Source organism: Telluria sp. AC161 (genome assembly GCF_979258535.1).
The window spans coordinates 2,597,427-2,614,018 of sequence record NZ_OZ409861.1; the positions used below are offsets into that span (position 1 = coordinate 2,597,427).

Sequence of the window (16,592 nt, forward strand, 5' to 3'; positions counted from 1 at the left end):
CGGCTGGGAATCGGTGCGATCTGCGGTCGACATAAAAAAAGCCGCAACCCTCGTGAGGTTGCGGCCAGTGCACCATCAATGTGCTTGTCAGGCGACTTTCTTTTCTTCGAAGAACTGTTCGTCCTCAGTCGAGCCGTGCAGCGCCGTGGTCGAGCTCTGGCCCTGCTGGATGGCCTGGGTCACGGCGTCGAAGTAGCCGGTGCCCACTTCGCGCTGGTGCTTGACAGCGGTGAACCCTTTTTCGGCGGCGGCGAACTCGGCTTCTTGCAACTCGACAAAGGCCGACATGCCGGTGCGTGCATAGCCGTGGGCCAGGTTGAACATGCCGTAATTGAGCGAGTGGAAGCCGGCCAGCGTGATGAACTGGAACTTGTAGCCCATCGCGCCCAGCTCACGCTGGAATTTGGCGATGGTCGCGTCGTCCAGGTTCTTTTTCCAGTTGAACGACGGCGAGCAGTTATAGGCCAGCATCTTGCCCGGGAACTTGGCGTGGATTGCATCGGCGAAGCGACGGGCAAACTCGAGGTCGGGCTTGCCGGTTTCGCACCAGACCAGGTCGGCGAACGGTGCGTAGGCCAGGCCGCGCGAAATCGCTTGCTCGACGCCCGGCTGGACGCGGAAGAAACCCTCGACCGTGCGCTCGCCAGTGCAGAACTCCTTGTCATTGGCGTCGACGTCCGACGTGAGCAGGTCGGCCGCTTCGGCGTCGGTGCGGGCGATCACGAGCGTCGTGGTGCCCATCACGTCGGCTGCCAGGCGGGCGGCGTTGAGTTTTTCGATGGCTTCGCGGGTGGGCACCAGCACCTTGCCGCCCATGTGGCCGCACTTCTTGACCGACGCCAGCTGATCCTCGAAGTGCACGCCCGATGCGCCGGCTTCGATCATCGACTTCATCAGCTCGTAGGCATTGAGCACGCCGCCAAAACCGGCTTCGGCATCGGCCACGATCGGGGCGAAGTAATCGATGTCATCCTTGCCTTCCGACCATTGGATCTGGTCAGCGCGCTGGAACGTATTGTTGATGCGGCGCACGACCAGCGGCACCGAGTTGGCCGGATACAGCGACTGGTCCGGGTACATTTCGCCAGCGGCGTTGGCGTCGCCCGCCACTTGCCAGCCCGACAGGTAGATCGCCTTCAGGCCTGCTTTCACCTGCTGCATGGCCTGGTTGCCGGTCAGCGCGCCCAGGGCGTTCACATACGGCTCGTCATTGACCAGGTTCCACAGCTTCTCGGCGCCGCGCTTGGCCAGCGTGTGCTCGATGCGCACCGAGCCACGCAGACGGACGACGTCGGCAGCGGTGTAATTGCGCACGACGCCTTTCCAGCGTGGATTGGTGTCCCAGTCTTGCTGCAGTTCGGCGATTTGCTGTTCACGGGTAGTCATGGTGTGTTCTCCTGAAGGGTGGTAAGACGTTTGATCAAGCATGCGATTCCGTTGAGACAATCATAAAGCCGTTTGTGCGCGGCACCATCAGTCTTCTATAAGACATACGACTAAAATAATTACTAGCAATATCAATGGCTTGTATTTCACATATCATGATGCGGAATGAAATTTCTTACGATGGTAAGAAAAGCGCTCGCTGGCATGCTGCGCATTTCGCATCGCACGACGATCATTTCGCATCCTGAAATATGGCGTCTTATTTCCCGTCAAGAAACGACAAAGGGCGCGACAAATGCTCCTGACTCGAATTAGCCACCAAGTAGGGTGCGCGGGTTTCCCGCGCACGCGTTCAACTTGCCTTCGCATACCACGGCGCGAGGTTGAATTGAACGCGTGGACGGCATAGCCGGCTCGGCGCCCCCGTCCACCCTACGAGCTGTCAAGAAACGACAAAGGGCGCGGCAATTGCCGCGCCCTTTTCATATCAACCGAACCGGCTTATTTCGCCAGTTCGACCGTCTGCTCGCCGAAGGTCAGCTCGCCACCCCGCACCCGCACCGGAATCACGTCCTTCGGTCCGAAGCGGCCCGACAGGATCGCTTTCGACAGCGGATTCTCGATCTGTTGCTGGATCGCGCGCTTGAGCGGCCGTGCGCCATACACCGGGTCGTAGCCTGCTTCGGCAATCTTCTGCAGCGCCTCTTCGTCGATGTCGAGCGTCATGTCCATCTTGGCCAGGCGTGCTTCCAGGATCTGCAGCTGGATGCGGGCGATGGCGCCGATGTTCTTCTCGTCGAGCGCATGGAACACGACGATCTCGTCGATACGGTTGATGAACTCTGGACGGAAGTGCCCGCGTACCTCGGCCATCACCGCCATCTTCACGACGGCCGGCTCATCGCTCTCCATCGCCTGGATCCGGTGCGAACCGAGGTTCGACGTCATCACGATCACCGTGTTCTTGAAGTCGACCGTGCGGCCCTGGCCATCGGTCATGCGGCCATCGTCCAGCACCTGCAGCAGTACATTGAACACGTCCGGGTGCGCCTTTTCGATCTCGTCGAGCAGGATCACGCTGTACGGTTTGCGCCGCACCGCTTCGGTCAGGTAACCGCCCTCTTCATAGCCGACGTAGCCCGGTGGCGCGCCGATCAGACGCGCAACCGAATGCTTCTCCATGAATTCGCTCATATCGATGCGGATCATGGCGTCCTGCGTATCGAACAGGAAGCCGGCCAGCGCCTTGCACAGCTCGGTTTTACCGACACCGGTCGGCCCCAGGAACATGAACGAACCATACGGGCGATCCGGGTCGGACAGACCCGCGCGCGAACGACGGATGGCATCCGACACCGCTTCAATGGCTTCGTCCTGGCCCACCACGCGCTTGTGCAGCTCGTCCTCGATGTGCAGCAGCTTGTCGCGCTCGCCCTGCAGCATGCGGGTGACGGGGATGCCCGTCGCGCGCGAGACCACTTCGGCAATTTCCTCAGCGCCAACCTGCGTGCGCAGGAGCTTGGGCTTCTGGCCGTCGAGTTCGGCGCGCGCGGTGCTGGCTTCAGCGTCGCGCAGTTGCGCTTCGAGTTCCGGCAGGCGGCCATATTGCAGCTCGGATGCCTGCTGCCAATTGCTCTGGCGGCGCGCTTCTTCCATCTGGTAGCGGATGCGCTCGATCTCTTCCTTGATGTGCGTCGTGCCCTGCACCGCGGCCTTCTCGGCCTTCAGGATTTCTTCGAAGTCGTTGTACTCGCGCTCCAGGCGCACGATTTCCTCGCCCAGCAGCTCGAGGCGGCGCTGCGACGCCTCGTCCGTCTCGCGGCGCACGGCTTCGCGCTCGATTTTCAGCTGAATCATGCGCCGCTCGAGGCGGTCCATGACTTCGGGCTTCGAATCGATCTCGATCTTGATTTTGGCCGCCGCTTCGTCGATCAGGTCGATGGCCTTGTCGGGCAAGAAGCGGTCGGTGATGTAGCGATGCGACAGCTCGGCCGCCGCGATGATTGCCGCGTCGGTGATGTCGACCTGGTGGTGCAGCTCATATTTCTCCTGCAGCCCGCGCAGGATGGCAATCGTCGCCTCGACACTTGGCTCGTCGACGATGATCTTCTGGAAGCGGCGCTCAAGCGCGGCGTCCTTTTCGACATACTTGCGGTACTCGTCGAGCGTGGTCGCACCGACGCAGTGCAGCTCGCCGCGCGCCAGCGCTGGCTTGAGCATATTGCCGGCGTCCATCGCGCCTTCGGCTTTGCCGGCGCCAACCATCGTGTGCAGCTCGTCGATAAAGACGATCGTCTGGCCTTCGTCCTGCGCCAGCTCTTTCAGCACGCTTTTCAGGCGCTCTTCGAATTCGCCGCGGAACTTTGCGCCGGCCAGCAGCGAGGCCATGTCCAGCGACAGCACGCGCTTGCCCTTGAGCGAATCGGGTACTTCGCCATTGACGATGCGCTGCGCCAGGCCTTCGACGATGGCGGTCTTGCCCACACCCGGCTCACCGATCAGCACGGGATTGTTCTTGCTGCGACGCTGCAGCACCTGGATCGCGCGGCGGATTTCATCGTCGCGGCCGATCACCGGATCGAGCTTGCCGGCGCGGGCCCGCTCGGTCAGGTCGAGCGTGTACTTCTTGAGCGATTCGCGCTGGCCTTCGGCTTCGGGCGAATTGACGCTTTCGCCGCCGCGCACGGCCTGGATCGCCGCCTCGAGCGACTTCTTCGCCAGGCCGTTTTCACGGGCCAGGCGGCCGGCGTCGGACTTGTCTTCCAGCAGCGCCAGCAGGATCATCTCGGACGAGACGAAACCGTCGCCGCGCTTTTGCGCTTCGCGATCGGCCAGGTTCAGCAGGCCCATCAGGTCGCGCCCGACCTGGACGTTGCCACCGGTACCGGTGACCTTTGGCTGGCGCTCGAGCGAGGCCTTCAGCGCATTGGACAGCGCGCCGACGTTCACGCCGGCGCGCTGCAGCAGCGAACGCGCACTGCCGTCGTCCTGGTTCAACAGCGCCACCAGCAGGTGGACCGTTTCAATGTATTGGTTGTCGTTGCCGACCGCCAGGCTCTGGGCATCTGCCAGCGCTTCCTGGAGCTTGGTCGTCAATTTATCTTGTCGCATGGTGTGACTCCTGAGTTTGTTCTTGGTTGCGATACAAGATTGGGATGACGGGATGCTTTTCAAGCGCGGCATCGCGCCGCGCGTAAGAAAAACACCTACAAGCAGGAAAGCGCTTAGCTGTCAGACAACTTGGACTCGGGCGCTGGCCCGGCGGCTTGCAGATCGCGCACGTTCTTTTGCACGGCGACCACGGCAAACAGCGACAGCGCAAACGACATCGCATAAAAACCCTTTTCGCTCAGCGCCAGCGTGGCGTTGACGAGGCCAATGCCCAGCAATCCGATCGATGCCATCAGCGAGAACCAGCACAGCGACGCATACAGGCCCGTGACCGGCAAGCCTTCCGCACGGTCACGCACGGTCTTTTGCAGAGAAATTGCAGCGAACAAGCCGTACAGCAGCAGTACGAGGTAATAGCCTTTTTCATTGAGCTGCATCTGGGCGTTCCAAAGGCCGATCAGATAGGCCGCCATGCCGATGATGAGCGCGCCCCAGGAGGCGCCGACGAAGGCCGCGGTCGGCCGGTAGTTGGTATTCATGATCGAGCTCCTGTGTAATTACTCGACGGGAACTCTAGCATGCTTCAAACGGGCCACATATGCGTTGTCAGGGAAAACCTCCCTGCGCTGCCGACTTTACCCGCGCAGGGTGCGCAGCAGGGCAAAACCGGCCATGCAGCACAGGAGCGAGCCGATCACGTGCAAGGCCGTGTGCGCCAGCGCCCAGCCAATGTCGCCGCGCTGCAGCAGCGTCATCGATTCACCACTAAAGCTGGAGAAGGTCGTCAAGCCACCCAGGAAACCGGTAATGATGAACAGGCGCCAGTGCGGCGCCAGACCGGGCTGGTCGGCAAAGAACGCGAGCGCGCAGCCGATCAAAAAGCCACCGAGCAGGTTGGCCGCCAGGGTGCCGATCTGGACAAAGCCGTGCAGGCTGCCCAGCCACAGGCCCAGGCCCCAGCGCAGCCAGGCGCCAATGGCGGCGCCGAGCCCGATCGCGAGAAAATTCAGCGGGCTTGCCACCGCGCCCGCGCTGTATCGTCCGTCACGCGCGCATCGACCCAGCGCGCGCCGTCCGGTGTGTCTTCCTTCTTCCAGAACGGCGCTTCCGTCTTCAGGTAATCCATGATGAATTCGCAGGCTGCGAACGCATCGCCCCGGTGCGCCGCGGTGACGGCCACGAGCACGATCTGATCGAGTGGCAGCAGCGGCCCCACGCGGTGGATGACCAGCGTGGCGAACAGCGGCCAGCGCGCGGCAGCCTGCGCGGCGATGTCGTCGAGCGCTTTCTCAGTCATGCCAGGATAGTGCTCGAGCTCCATCGCCGCGACCTGCGCGCCGTCGTTCAGGTCGCGTACGGTGCCGACGAATGCCACGACGGCGCCGACCCGGGCATCGCCTTCGCGCAGGCGCGCGACCTCAATACCGAGGTCAAAGTCGCCGGTTTGCACACGGACATTGTTCATGACGCCTCCTTGGGCTGGCGCAGCATCAGGCACTCAATGCGCGTTTCAGTGCGCACGTCGGCCAGCGCTGGCAGCGCCAGCAATGCGCGAAGTTCGGCCGTATTGCCGCCCGGCTTCTGGCCCGACTTGAGGGAGCTTTGCAGCACCTCGACCTGCAGGCGCAGGCGGTCACGGGCGAAATCGGCGCCGCTATCGATGCCAGCAGCGATCTCCAGACGCAGCAGATCGTTCAGCAGGCGCGGCCGGTTTTCCTGGAGCTGACGCGCATACGCGGCGCGATCGCCTTCGAGCGCCGCCAGCGCCGCGTCGAAGCGCTTTTGCAGGATCGGCTCGTAACCCCCATCGACCGGGGCCAGTGCCGCCCAGCGGGCACGCCAGTCGTCACCCCGCGTGTGGGTGCCGGCATTGCTGTCCGGATCGGCCAGCGCCGTTTCGAGCGCCTGAATCAGGCGCAGCTTGTCGCGCACGACGCCGGCCAGGACCGTGTCGGCGGCGCGGCGCACCTGCGCGACCTGGGCCTGCACCTGGGCCACGGCGGCCTGGTAACGCCCCTCAATGCGCGCCTCGTGGGCGCGGGGCACCGGACCGATCGCCTGCCATTCGGCGGCCGCTTCGCGCAGCATCCTGGCGACGTTGGACGGCGTGGCATCCGGCGCCGCCGCTTCGAGGCGTGCGCACAGCGCTTCCTTGGCCGCTTCGTGGGTGCGGCGCTCGCTGTCGGCGGCGTGTGCATGCTCCTTGCGGGCCGCAAACAGCGCGTCGCAGGCGGCGCGGAAACGCTGCCACAGCGCCTGCTCGGCCTTGCGTTCGAGCGGCAGTGCGCGCGCATGGTCTTGCCAGCGACTCTGCAGCTCGCGCAGCATGTCGACGGCGTGCCGTTCGTTCGGGTCGAGCTTGTGGACTTCTTCGATCAGTTGCTCGCGCACGGCGACTTCGACCTTGCGCTGGTTTTCCAGCGGGCGCTGCAGCGTGGTCAATGCCTCGGAGAACAAACCGTCGAGACGTTTCTTTTCCTTGCGATCGACCGCGCCCAGATGGCTCCAGGCCGTACGCAGGCGCTGGACAGTGGCCGACACGTGCTTCCAGTCGGCATTGTCCTGCTGCAGGTTGGCGATCTCGGCCTGGGCTTCGTCGACCAGCGCCTGGCCGCGCGCGGCATTCGCATGACGCTCGTCGGCCAGTTGGCGGAAATGTGCGGCGGCCGGTGCGTAGGCAGCGCTGCAGGCGGCGTCGAAGCGCTCCCACAGACTGCGCGGCGCCGGGCCGGACAAGGTGTCGAGCGCCTTCCAGCGCTCGCGCATGCTGCCGACCTTCTTGGCCAGTTCGCCCATCGCCAGGTTCTGCGTGGCCAGCGTTTCAACTGTCTTGATCAATTCTTCGCGCGACACGTTGCCGCCCCAGCGTGCCCAGTCCGACAAACGTTTCAGGTCGGCGCGCAGATGGGTCAGGTGCTCGAGCTGGGCGCCCGTCAGGCGCACGCCCTTGTCCTTGGCTTCCTTCAGCGATTTGTCGATTTCGGCGGCGGTGCCAAGCGAGCCCTGCTGCAGGGCGGCTTCGAGCGCGTCCATCTGGTCGAGGAAGGCCTGGTCGGCGCCCTTGTCTTTAACAGGCGCGGTGCCGCTATCGGCTGGCGCTGCGGCCTGAACTGCTTTCGGCTTGCGAATCGCTTGCGGGAACGACGCCAGCAAGGCGTCGAAACGCGCTTGCAACGCTTCAGTAGCGGCGGTGTTCGCAGGCATGGCCGGCAGCCGTTGCCAGTCGCGGCGCAGTGCATCCGGCGTCAATGCTTCTTGCGGCTGCGCCGCCCATGCGGTCAGTGCCGCATCACGGGCGGCCAGCGCTGCGGCATCCTTCTCGGCGGTGGCCAGGCTGGCCGTCAGGCGTGCCAGTTCATTGCTCACCTCGCCCACCAGTGCGCGCGGCAGCGATGGGTGACCAGGGTCGGCCAGTGCCGCTGTTTGTTCCTGCTGCAGGCGGGCCAGCGTCTCGCCAAGCGCGGCGGCGTCGAGTCCCTGCCCGTCGAGCTGGCGCAGCGCCGTCAGGCGATCGATCATGGCGCGCTGCAACTGCACCTGCGCTTCGAGACGGGCGCCAAGCTGGGCGCGCGCGGCCTCGAAGTCGGCAGCGAGTTCGGGCGCGCGGATGACCGACCATTTGCGGTCGAGTTCGCCAACGTGGTTGGGTGTGAGCAACGCATCGGCCAGCATGGCGCGCGCCTGCGCCAGCGTGTCTTCCCCACGACGCAGTTCGGCTTCATGGTGGCGGATCGCGTCGAGCCGGCCATGCACGAGCTTGGCAACGCGGCGATCGACATTGCGCATCGCGCCGTATACGCGCTCGAGGTGCTCGCGGCCATGGAGCAGCTCGGCGGCGGCCAGGCGCAATTCGGAAAACGGGGATTGCAGGATGAACTCAGCAGCAGCGGCTTCGTCGTTGCCAAGCGCCTTGAGCTGCGCGGCCTGGCGCTCGCGGGCACTGGCCACGGCGGCGCGTGCCTCGGCAGCCTGCGCTGCGGCCTGGTTTGCCGCCTGCTCGGCAGCAGCGGCTGCGGCCGCCCTGGCCTTGTTATCGGCTTTGCTACCGGCCTTGCCACCGGTCTTGCTAACGGCGGGCTGGGCAGCGCCCGATTTCGCCGGGGCCGGCTTGGCGGCGCCCTGTTGCTCGCCGGACGCGGCCGGCTTGCTGCCCTGCCGCTTGAAGAGAAAATCGAACATAGGAAATTCGCACCGCTAAAACTGCCATCATAGCAAAGAACATGGCATCAACCGGCGCGCACGCCCTGCCTTAGCGGCTAATTCACGATGGGCACGACAGGTGGCAAGGCGGGCGATTTCCTGCTTGAAACTTCTGTAGGAAGCCTGGCACGCACGATGCCGCGCCCCGCGTCACGGTGTTCGTTCTGCACCGTGTCGTGGGCCAGCATCTGGTTGGCGATCGTGAACCAGAGGTCGCTAGGAATGAGTGTACGCGCCAGCGGCAGCAACTCGATCTCTTCGCGTTCAAGGCGCTCGAGCAGCAGTTCGCAACATGCTTCGAGCGCTGCCAGGCAGCCGGGATCGCCTTCGGCAGCAGCGGCCTGGGCCGCAATGCGCGCCGCGTTGGCGCGCCGGCTCAGCGCATCGAGTTCGGCCAGCAGCGCGCCGGCATCGGCGCCACGCCGGCGCAGTGCCGGCAAGACGAACTTGTCGAGTTTGCGCCACTGGCACGCGTCGCTGACCTGGCGCAGCGCGTCGCATGCCGCCTGGTACTGGTGCGCCGCTGGCGGCTCGCCCCACCAGGCGGCGGGCCGCCAGCGCTCGAGCAGCGCCTGCAAATCGACGCGTACCCGCGCCTGTTCAACGGACAACGCCACCAGTGTGTAGGTGGAAGTGAGCATGATGTCTCCTCTCAGTGCGCCGCCAGCGCGCATGGCGAGGCCATGCCGGAGCGGCTGGGGATGCGGGTATCGGGGTAGCCGGCGATGGATTTTGTAGTAGTAGCCGGCGACAAGAACTAGCTAGTGTAGAGACACGGTCCTGGCCAGGTTTGATGTTCGTCAAATGCGATTTGACGACAAGAGCGGGGTCAGGCACGACGAATTTCCCCACACAACATGCTTGCGAGATGGTATTGCACGGCGCGCCACGACGGGTCGCCGGCTGCGTTATAGTAGGCCCCGATTTCGGCTTTCTCAACGGTAGAACTCCCCCATGCGGCTGCTGCACACCTCCGACTGGCATCTTGGCCAGACCCTGCACAATTTCGACCGGATCCACGAACACGGGTGTTTCCTCGACTGGCTGGTCGGGACGCTGGACGACGAGCGCATCGACGTGCTGCTGATCGCGGGCGATATTTTCGATAACGCCAATCCGTCGTCGGCCGCGCATCGCCAGCTGTATCGCTTCCTGCAGCAGGCCCGCAGCCGCGTGCCCCATCTGCAGGTGGTGGTCATCGCGGGCAACCACGATTCCGCCGGCCGGCTGGAAGCGCCCACGCCGCTGCTCGAAGCCTATGGCACGATTGTCGTGGGCAATGTATTGCGCAGCAGCGATGGCGAAGTCGACCTCGACCGGTTGCTGGTGCCGCTGCATGACCGCGCCGGCAAGGTGGCCGCCTGGTGCCTGGCCGTGCCGTTCCTGCGCCCCGGCGACGTGCCACGCCTGCGCGCCGTGGCGGGGGATGCGGCCAGCGAGGCAGCCAGCGATAAGCCTGGCCTCGATCCGTATCTGCAGGGCACAACTCTGCTGTACCGCCAGGCATATGCGCTGGCGCGTACCCGCGCCACGGACGGCCAGGCCATCATCGCCATGGGCCACTGCCATATGGTCGACGGCCAGGCGTCGCTCGACTCCGAGCGCCGCATCGTCATCGGCGGCACCGAGGCGCTGCCCAGCAGCATGTTCGATCCGGGCATCGCCTATGCAGCGTTGGGCCACCTGCACCTGGCCCAGAAGGTCGGTGGACGCGAGAACGTGCGCTACAGCGGCAGCCCGCTGCCGCTGTCGTTCTCGGAAGTCAATTACCAGCACCAGGTGCTGCGGATCGACCTGGAAGGGGATCATGCCGTGGACATCACGCCGCTGTTCGTGCCACGTGCGGTGGCCTTGCTGCGGGTGCCGGCCAAACCTGCGCCGCTCAATGAGGCACTGGCGGCCCTGGAGGCGCTCGAACTCGATCCCGACCTGCCGCAACACGCCTGGCCTTTTCTCGAAGTCAGGGTGCTCCTCGATGGGCCAGAACCCGGCCTGCGCGCGCGCATCGAGGCGGTACTGGCCGGCAAGCCCGTGCGCCTGGCCAAGATCGAACCGACGCGCAAGCACGTGGCCGTCGACGATACCGAACTCGCGCTGAGTCTGGATCAACTGGCGCAGCTGCAGCCGGACGATGTGTTCCGCCGCCTGTGGCTACAGAAATACGGCGCCGAAGCGCCGCCCGAGCAGATTGCGTCGTTTGCCGAGCTGTTCCACGCGGTGGAGGGCGAGCCGCGATGAAGATCCTGCGTATCAGCGGCAAGAACCTCGCTTCGCTGGCGGGCGAGTTCGCCATCGATTTCGAGTCCGAACCGCTCGCCTCCGCCGGCCTGTTTGCCATCAGCGGCCCAACCGGCGCCGGCAAGAGCACCCTGCTCGATGCGCTGTGCCTGGCGCTCTATGGCGACACGCCGCGCCTGCTGAAGCGTTCGAGCACGCGCCTGCCCGATGTTGGCGAAGAAACCGTCACCGCGCAGGATGCCCGCACACTGCTGCGCCGGGGCGCCGCCGAAGGCTGGGCCGAGGTCGACTTTGTCGGGAGTGATGACCGCCGCTACCGCGCCCGCTGGGCCGTGCGGCGCTCGCGCAACAAGCCGAACGGGGCCCTACAGCCGGTCAAGATTTCGCTGAACCGGCTGCCCGAACTGATTCCGGTGGGTGGCACCAACACGGAAGCCGCGGCAGAGATCGTGCAACGCATCGGCCTGTCGTTCGAACAGTTTACGCGCGCCGTACTGCTGGCCCAGAATGAATTCTCGGCGTTTTTGAAGACCGATGAAAACGAGCGCGGCGAACTGCTCGAAACGCTGACCGGCACGACGATCTACAGCGACATCTCGCGCCGGGCGTTCGAGCGTTACAAAACCGAACAGGTCCGCACCCAGGTGCTGCAATCGAAGCTGGCCAATGCCGCCCCGCTGTCGCCGGAAGACCGCGCGCTGCTGGACACCGAACGCACGAACGCCGACCTGGCCCGGCAAGCGCTGGACGATCGCCACGCCCTGCTTGAGGGACAACTGCGCTGGCACCAGGAACTGGACAAGCTCACGCGCGGCGAAGCGCAGGCCGAGCAAGTCCTGGCGGCGGCCAACGCGCAGCGCGCGGACGCCGGCGAGCGGCGCCAGCGCCTGGCCACGCTCGACGCGGTGCAGGCGGCGCGGCCCTTGAGCCTGGAAGTGCAGCGCCTCGAAGCCGAGCGCCGGCAAGCCCATTCGGCCATCGACACGACGCAGGCCCAGCTGGCGGCGGCGCTCGAGGTGCGGCGCACCAGCGTGGCCGAGACCGACGCGGCCACCGCGCAGCTGGATGCCGCCGAAGCAGCACTGCGCGCGGCAGCGCCGCAACTGGACGATGCCAAGGCCCTCGATGCCGCGCTGGCGACACTGGCGCCGAACCATGTGCAGGCGCAGTCGGCGCTCGACGTCGCGCGCACGCAGGCGCACCAGGCCCGCGAGCAGCACCAGTCCAAATCGACTGCACTGGCACGTGCGCAGCAAGCCCGCGATAACGCTGCCGCCTGGCTCGCAGCCCAGTCGCGCCTGGACGCGGTGGCCGGCGCCTGGGGCCAATGGGAACGCCTGCTGCGCCAGGGCGAAGACACGCTTGCCACGCTGGCTGCCAACCAGGCAGCGGCAGAGACAATCCAGGCGCAGGCATTGGGCGCTGCCGAGCGCGAAGCGCAAGCCACGAGCGCGCTGGCGGCCAGCATCGCACGCCTCAATGCGCTGGAGACGACACGCCGCGTCGCGATGGCGGCGCTGGCCGGCTTGGATGCCGATGCGATCGGCGCAGAGCGCCAGGCTCTCGATGTGCGCCGCGAACGCCTGACGCAGGCCGAGCGCACCTGGACCGACCTGGCGGCCGCGCACGCCACGCTGGCTGGCCTCGCGCGCGACGTCGATCGCGTCGAGACGGCGCGCTCAAACGCCGAACAGGGACTAGCAGAGGCTCGCGCTGCCGCCCCTGCGCTGGAAGCAGCCATGACGCAGGCCGAACGCTCGCTGGCGGCAGCGGAACTCGCATGCGCAGCGGATGTCGAACAGTTGCGCGCGAACCTGGAAGATGACGCGCCCTGCCCCGTCTGCGGCGCGCATGAGCACCCGTATGCCCATCAGGCTGCGCCGTTGAAGAACATGCTGACCAGCCTGCGCGCTGAAGTCGACGGCTGCCGCCTGCGCGTGCGCGACAACAACGCGCTGCAGGCGCAGCACGCGGCGGCAGCAGGCGCGGCGCACGAGCGGCTGGCGGCGCTGGCGGCCGAGCGCAGCACGCTGGGCGAGCGCGTCGCCAGCCTCGAACAAGCCTGGCACGCCGACCCGCTGGCGGCGACCGCGCCGCCGGCCGACGAACGCGCCGACTGGTTCAGCGCCCAGCGCAGCGCGCTACGCGACGCGGTCGACGCGTTGGCGCGGCAAGAGCAACAATGGCGCGCCGCTGCTGCCGCGCGCGACGCGGCGCAGCACGAGGTCGACGCTGCCCAGTCCGACCTGGCCCGCCGGCGCTCGGCAGCAGAAGCCGAGCGCGAGGCGGCAGCCGGGCTGCAGGCCGCGCTCAAGACCCACACGCTGCGCCACGAGGCAGCAAGCGCGCAGCTGGATGCGCTGCTGGCCGAACTCGACGCCCCGCTGGCCGACGCGCATGGCGATGGCTGGCAAGCGGCATGGCGGCGCGATCCGGCCACCTGGCGCGGGGCGCGTGCGCAGGAAGCCGCCGCATGGCGTGAACAGACCGACGCACTGGCCCGCGCCACTGCGGCAATTGCCACACTGGACGTGGAAACAACGGCGCTGGCCACGCGCATCGCCGAGATCGATGCAGCCAGCGCACGCAGTGCGCTCGACTTCGAACGCATCGACGCCGAACTCACGCAGAAACGCACGGCGCGCGCCGCGCTGTGGGCCGGCCGGCCGGCACGCGACGTCGAGCACGAACTGAACGCCGCCGTGACCAGCGCGCGCGAAGCGCTCGCGGCGCGCCAGCTGGTGGCGCAGCACGCGGCACAGGGCGAAACGACGGCGCGTACCGCACTTGCGGGCCTGGTCGAGCGCGTGGCGCAACTCGACAGCGCCGGCGCGGCGGCGGCCACCGCCCTGGCCGACTGGCTGGAGGACTACCGCAAGGATCCCGACGGCGTGGACGACATCGCCAATCTGGATGCGCTGGCCCGCCTGCTGCAAGTGGGCACCGCCTGGCTGGCGCAGGAACGCACGGCCCTGAACGCGATCGACACCGAGGTCGGCCAGGCCACGGCGATCCTGAACGAGCGGCGCGCCCAGCGTCTGGCGCATCTGGCCTCGGCCCCGCCGGACGGCCAGCCGGTTGAGGCCGTCACGGCGGCGTTCGAGGCGATCCAGGCCGAGCGCCATGCGGCGATCGAAGCGTCGACCTCGGCGCGCCTGCGCGTCCTGCAGGACGACGAGCGGCGCGTGGCCGCCGCGTCGAGCCTGCGCGAGATCGAGCAGCAGCAGGTGCAGGAACAGCGCTGGGGCAAGCTGTCGGAGCTGATCGGTTCGAGCGACGGCAAGAAGTTCCGCAACTACGCGCAGCAGTTCACGCTCGACGTGCTGCTTGGCTATGCCAACGCGCACCTGGCGCAGCTCGCCAAACGCTATCGCCTCGAACGCGTCAGCTACGCGGGCATGCCGTCGCTGGCGCTGATGGTGCGCGACCAGGATATGGGCGGCGAGGTGCGCTCGGTCAATTCGCTGTCCGGCGGCGAATCGTTCCTAGTCTCGCTGGCGCTGGCGCTGGGGCTGGCCTCGCTGTCGTCCAACCGGGTGCGGGTAGAATCGCTCTTCATCGACGAGGGATTCGGTAGCCTCGACAGCGAAACGCTGGGCGTGGCGATGGATGCGCTGGACGCGCTGCAATCGCTCGGCCGCAAGGTGGGCGTCATTTCGCACGTGCAGGAGATGACCGAGCGCATCGCAACCAAGGTGCTGGTGCGCCCGGCAGGTGGCGGCAGCAGCGCCGTGGTGGTGGAATGAATTGTGAAATTCGTTCGTGTCGAGTTTCAGCTCCCAGCGTTTTCAGGCTTGCCTTTTTAGGAAAATTTAACGCTATGAAACAATCAGCACGGTTGCCTGTGCATCGATCCGGAAACGATAAGTAAGAAAAAAATTCCTCTGTGTTTCATTATCGATCACAGCAAAAGGTCTGCTTTTTCGATTGCATAGAAAAACTTTCTTGTGTCGATAGTGCGCTACGTCATGATTTTCCAGTAAAAATTTGACGGTTGATTCCAACTGCTCGATTGCGTCAGCCTTGCGCGCCACCCGCTGATTTTTCAGTTCGACGAGATATAGAATTTCATCGGTCGTCAACATGGCATCGCAGCGACCTCGGCCGACGTGTTCATCATCCTTGATCACGCATTTATCGATTGCGGTGAAGACAATATTCTTTGCACCGGGATTTTCTACGGTGGCAATCCAATCCTCCTCGTTATCGACATCTACATACGCTTTGGTAGAGTCTTGCGGGTCGCAGATGCCAAACGTCGTTTCACTATGCGGCCCGCTTTGGCAAGCCGAATCGAAAAAGTTCAATTTTCCAACTCCTCCTCGATACAAAGCAACTGATCGAACAGCTCATTTCCTTTATGTAAAAAACCGTTAAGGAAGTTTTTTTCGGAAGGGATACCATCAACGTTGCTGATCCTTGTGATTAGGCCGTTTTTTTCGTCTAGCTGATAGATCATTAGATCATCTGGTCTGACCAGAGCACCTGAAGGTATCAATTTCTCCAAATTGGCTCGCAGTTCATTCTTCTTGTTTTCATCGATCTTCTTGCTGACTCGCCACCCCTCGACACAAATACTCAAAAAATTCACGATATACGGGCTGTGTGTTGTAACAACCAAATGATTTCCCGCAAGGGTGTTATTAAAAATGATCAGACTTTTCAACATCTCCCATTGGGAAGAGGGGAACAGGTTTTGCTCGGGCTCTTCAACAATGTTGATAAAAGCAGCCTTGTTGAAGCGTGAAGCTATTTTTGAAAGCGCTGCTCGTCTCTGCTCTTCCGTAAAAACGTCGAGATTTGCTATGACGTCGATCATACTTTTAAAACGTTCAGTCTCTTTCACACTCATCCCCTGCTCTGCCGGGATTTCCCTTTTTTGAACACTTTCCGCCAGATGTTTGGTTACAAGGAATAATGGAATAGATGATTGAAATCCGCTAGAAGCGTCTTTGAGTTTCAGTTTATAGCCTGCGTCCTTGAGATTCAGTACGTCGTTTAACTTGTCATACTCGATTTCTGCATCGCTAATCGGGAGAGAAATTGCGCCTTTCATTGCATTCTTCGCATTATCGAATTCGGCCAAGAACTCTTTCAGCGAATCTGATGAAAGACGAAGATCCTTCGGATTGTCAACGTAAGATATGAAATTTCTCTCAGCAGGCACATACATGATCTGAGGGAGCAGATAGTCAACATCCGACCGGGGCTCAATGCTAAGCATCCCGTTTTCGTAAACAATGGAAAAGGCACTTCCCTCATAATCGATTTTAGTCGACTCCCCGGGACGGCTGGAAATATAGTTTTCAAGCCGGTGATATTTCAGATATTGGTTCCGCAGTCTGTTTTTTCGTTCAAACCATTTTTTATCGTAATCTCCGCGGACCAATGCTTTCTCAATCCATGAGAAAGTTGCGAATAATTTAGCAAGTGTGCTCTTACCAGATCCTTGATTGCCGATGAACACTGTCATACGTCTGAACTCGATCCATCCGTCGTTCTCCTGGAGACCATTCTTGATAGGACCAAAATTCTTGATTCGCAAACGCGCCATTTTTTTCCCGATTTCCATATTTTCGATTACTTTTAACGACGAGCACTAACTCAGCATTGATCAAGTAATGCTATTATCGGTCCAGCTGGCTCCACTCACTCAA

Annotated in this window: 11 protein-coding genes; 2 read left to right on the forward strand and 9 right to left on the reverse strand. The window is 63.7% G+C overall.

Annotated elements, in window-relative coordinates; all coding sequences use genetic code 11:
* Positions 1-87: 87 nt before the first annotated feature.
* The 7 genes from aceA to ACZ0AJ_RS11620 form a co-directional block, all read right to left on the reverse strand.
* Positions 88-1,386 carry an isocitrate lyase gene (gene aceA, locus ACZ0AJ_RS11590; RefSeq protein ID WP_183558192.1) on the reverse strand — a complete coding sequence of 433 codons (1,299 nt, stop codon included), beginning with the start codon at positions 1,384-1,386 and terminating at the stop codon, positions 88-90.
* Between the two features lie 501 nt (positions 1,387-1,887).
* Complete coding sequence (gene clpB, locus ACZ0AJ_RS11595) at positions 1,888-4,497, reverse strand: ATP-dependent chaperone ClpB (protein ID WP_499454621.1); 2,610 nt, start codon at positions 4,495-4,497, stop codon at positions 1,888-1,890.
* A gap of 113 nt (positions 4,498-4,610) precedes the next feature.
* Positions 4,611-5,036 carry an inner membrane protein YiaA gene (yiaA, locus tag ACZ0AJ_RS11600; protein WP_499454622.1) on the reverse strand — a complete coding sequence of 142 codons (426 nt, stop codon included), beginning with the start codon at positions 5,034-5,036 and terminating at the stop codon, positions 4,611-4,613.
* Between the two features lie 96 nt (positions 5,037-5,132).
* Positions 5,133-5,519 carry a fluoride efflux transporter CrcB gene (crcB, locus tag ACZ0AJ_RS11605; protein ID WP_370660880.1) on the reverse strand — a complete coding sequence of 129 codons (387 nt, stop codon included), beginning with the start codon at positions 5,517-5,519 and terminating at the stop codon, positions 5,133-5,135.
* A complete protein-coding gene (gene moaE / locus ACZ0AJ_RS11610) occupies positions 5,504-5,962 on the reverse strand; it encodes a molybdopterin synthase catalytic subunit MoaE (RefSeq protein ID WP_499454623.1) in 459 nt (152 codons plus the stop codon). The genes crcB and moaE overlap by 16 nt, the downstream gene beginning before the upstream one ends.
* Positions 5,959-8,676 (reverse strand): DUF349 domain-containing protein, encoded by a 2,718-nt coding sequence (locus ACZ0AJ_RS11615; RefSeq protein ID WP_499454889.1) that lies wholly within the window; start codon positions 8,674-8,676, stop codon positions 5,959-5,961. Before ACZ0AJ_RS11615 ends, moaE begins: the two co-directional genes overlap by 4 nt.
* Before the next feature lie 77 nt (positions 8,677-8,753).
* Complete coding sequence (locus tag ACZ0AJ_RS11620) at positions 8,754-9,338, reverse strand: hypothetical protein (RefSeq protein WP_499454627.1); 585 nt, start codon at positions 9,336-9,338, stop codon at positions 8,754-8,756.
* A gap of 313 nt (positions 9,339-9,651) precedes the next feature.
* On the opposite strand from ACZ0AJ_RS11620, the gene ACZ0AJ_RS11625 reads away from it, so the two are divergent.
* Positions 9,652-10,935 (forward strand): exonuclease SbcCD subunit D C-terminal domain-containing protein, encoded by a 1,284-nt coding sequence (locus ACZ0AJ_RS11625; RefSeq protein WP_499454628.1) that lies wholly within the window; start codon positions 9,652-9,654, stop codon positions 10,933-10,935.
* On the forward strand, positions 10,932-14,681 hold the full coding sequence (locus ACZ0AJ_RS11630; protein WP_499454891.1) for an AAA family ATPase: 3,750 nt from the start codon (positions 10,932-10,934) through the stop codon (positions 14,679-14,681). The genes ACZ0AJ_RS11625 and ACZ0AJ_RS11630 overlap by 4 nt, the downstream gene beginning before the upstream one ends.
* 72 nt (positions 14,682-14,753) lie before the next feature.
* Here ACZ0AJ_RS11630 and ACZ0AJ_RS11635 read toward each other — a convergent pair whose 3' ends face one another.
* A complete protein-coding gene (locus ACZ0AJ_RS11635) occupies positions 14,754-15,242 on the reverse strand; it encodes a hypothetical protein (protein ID WP_499454632.1) in 489 nt (162 codons plus the stop codon).
* Complete coding sequence (locus ACZ0AJ_RS11640) at positions 15,239-16,507, reverse strand: AAA family ATPase (RefSeq protein WP_499454893.1); 1,269 nt, start codon at positions 16,505-16,507, stop codon at positions 15,239-15,241. The genes ACZ0AJ_RS11635 and ACZ0AJ_RS11640 overlap by 4 nt, the downstream gene beginning before the upstream one ends.
* Between the last annotated feature and the right edge of the window lie 85 nt (positions 16,508-16,592).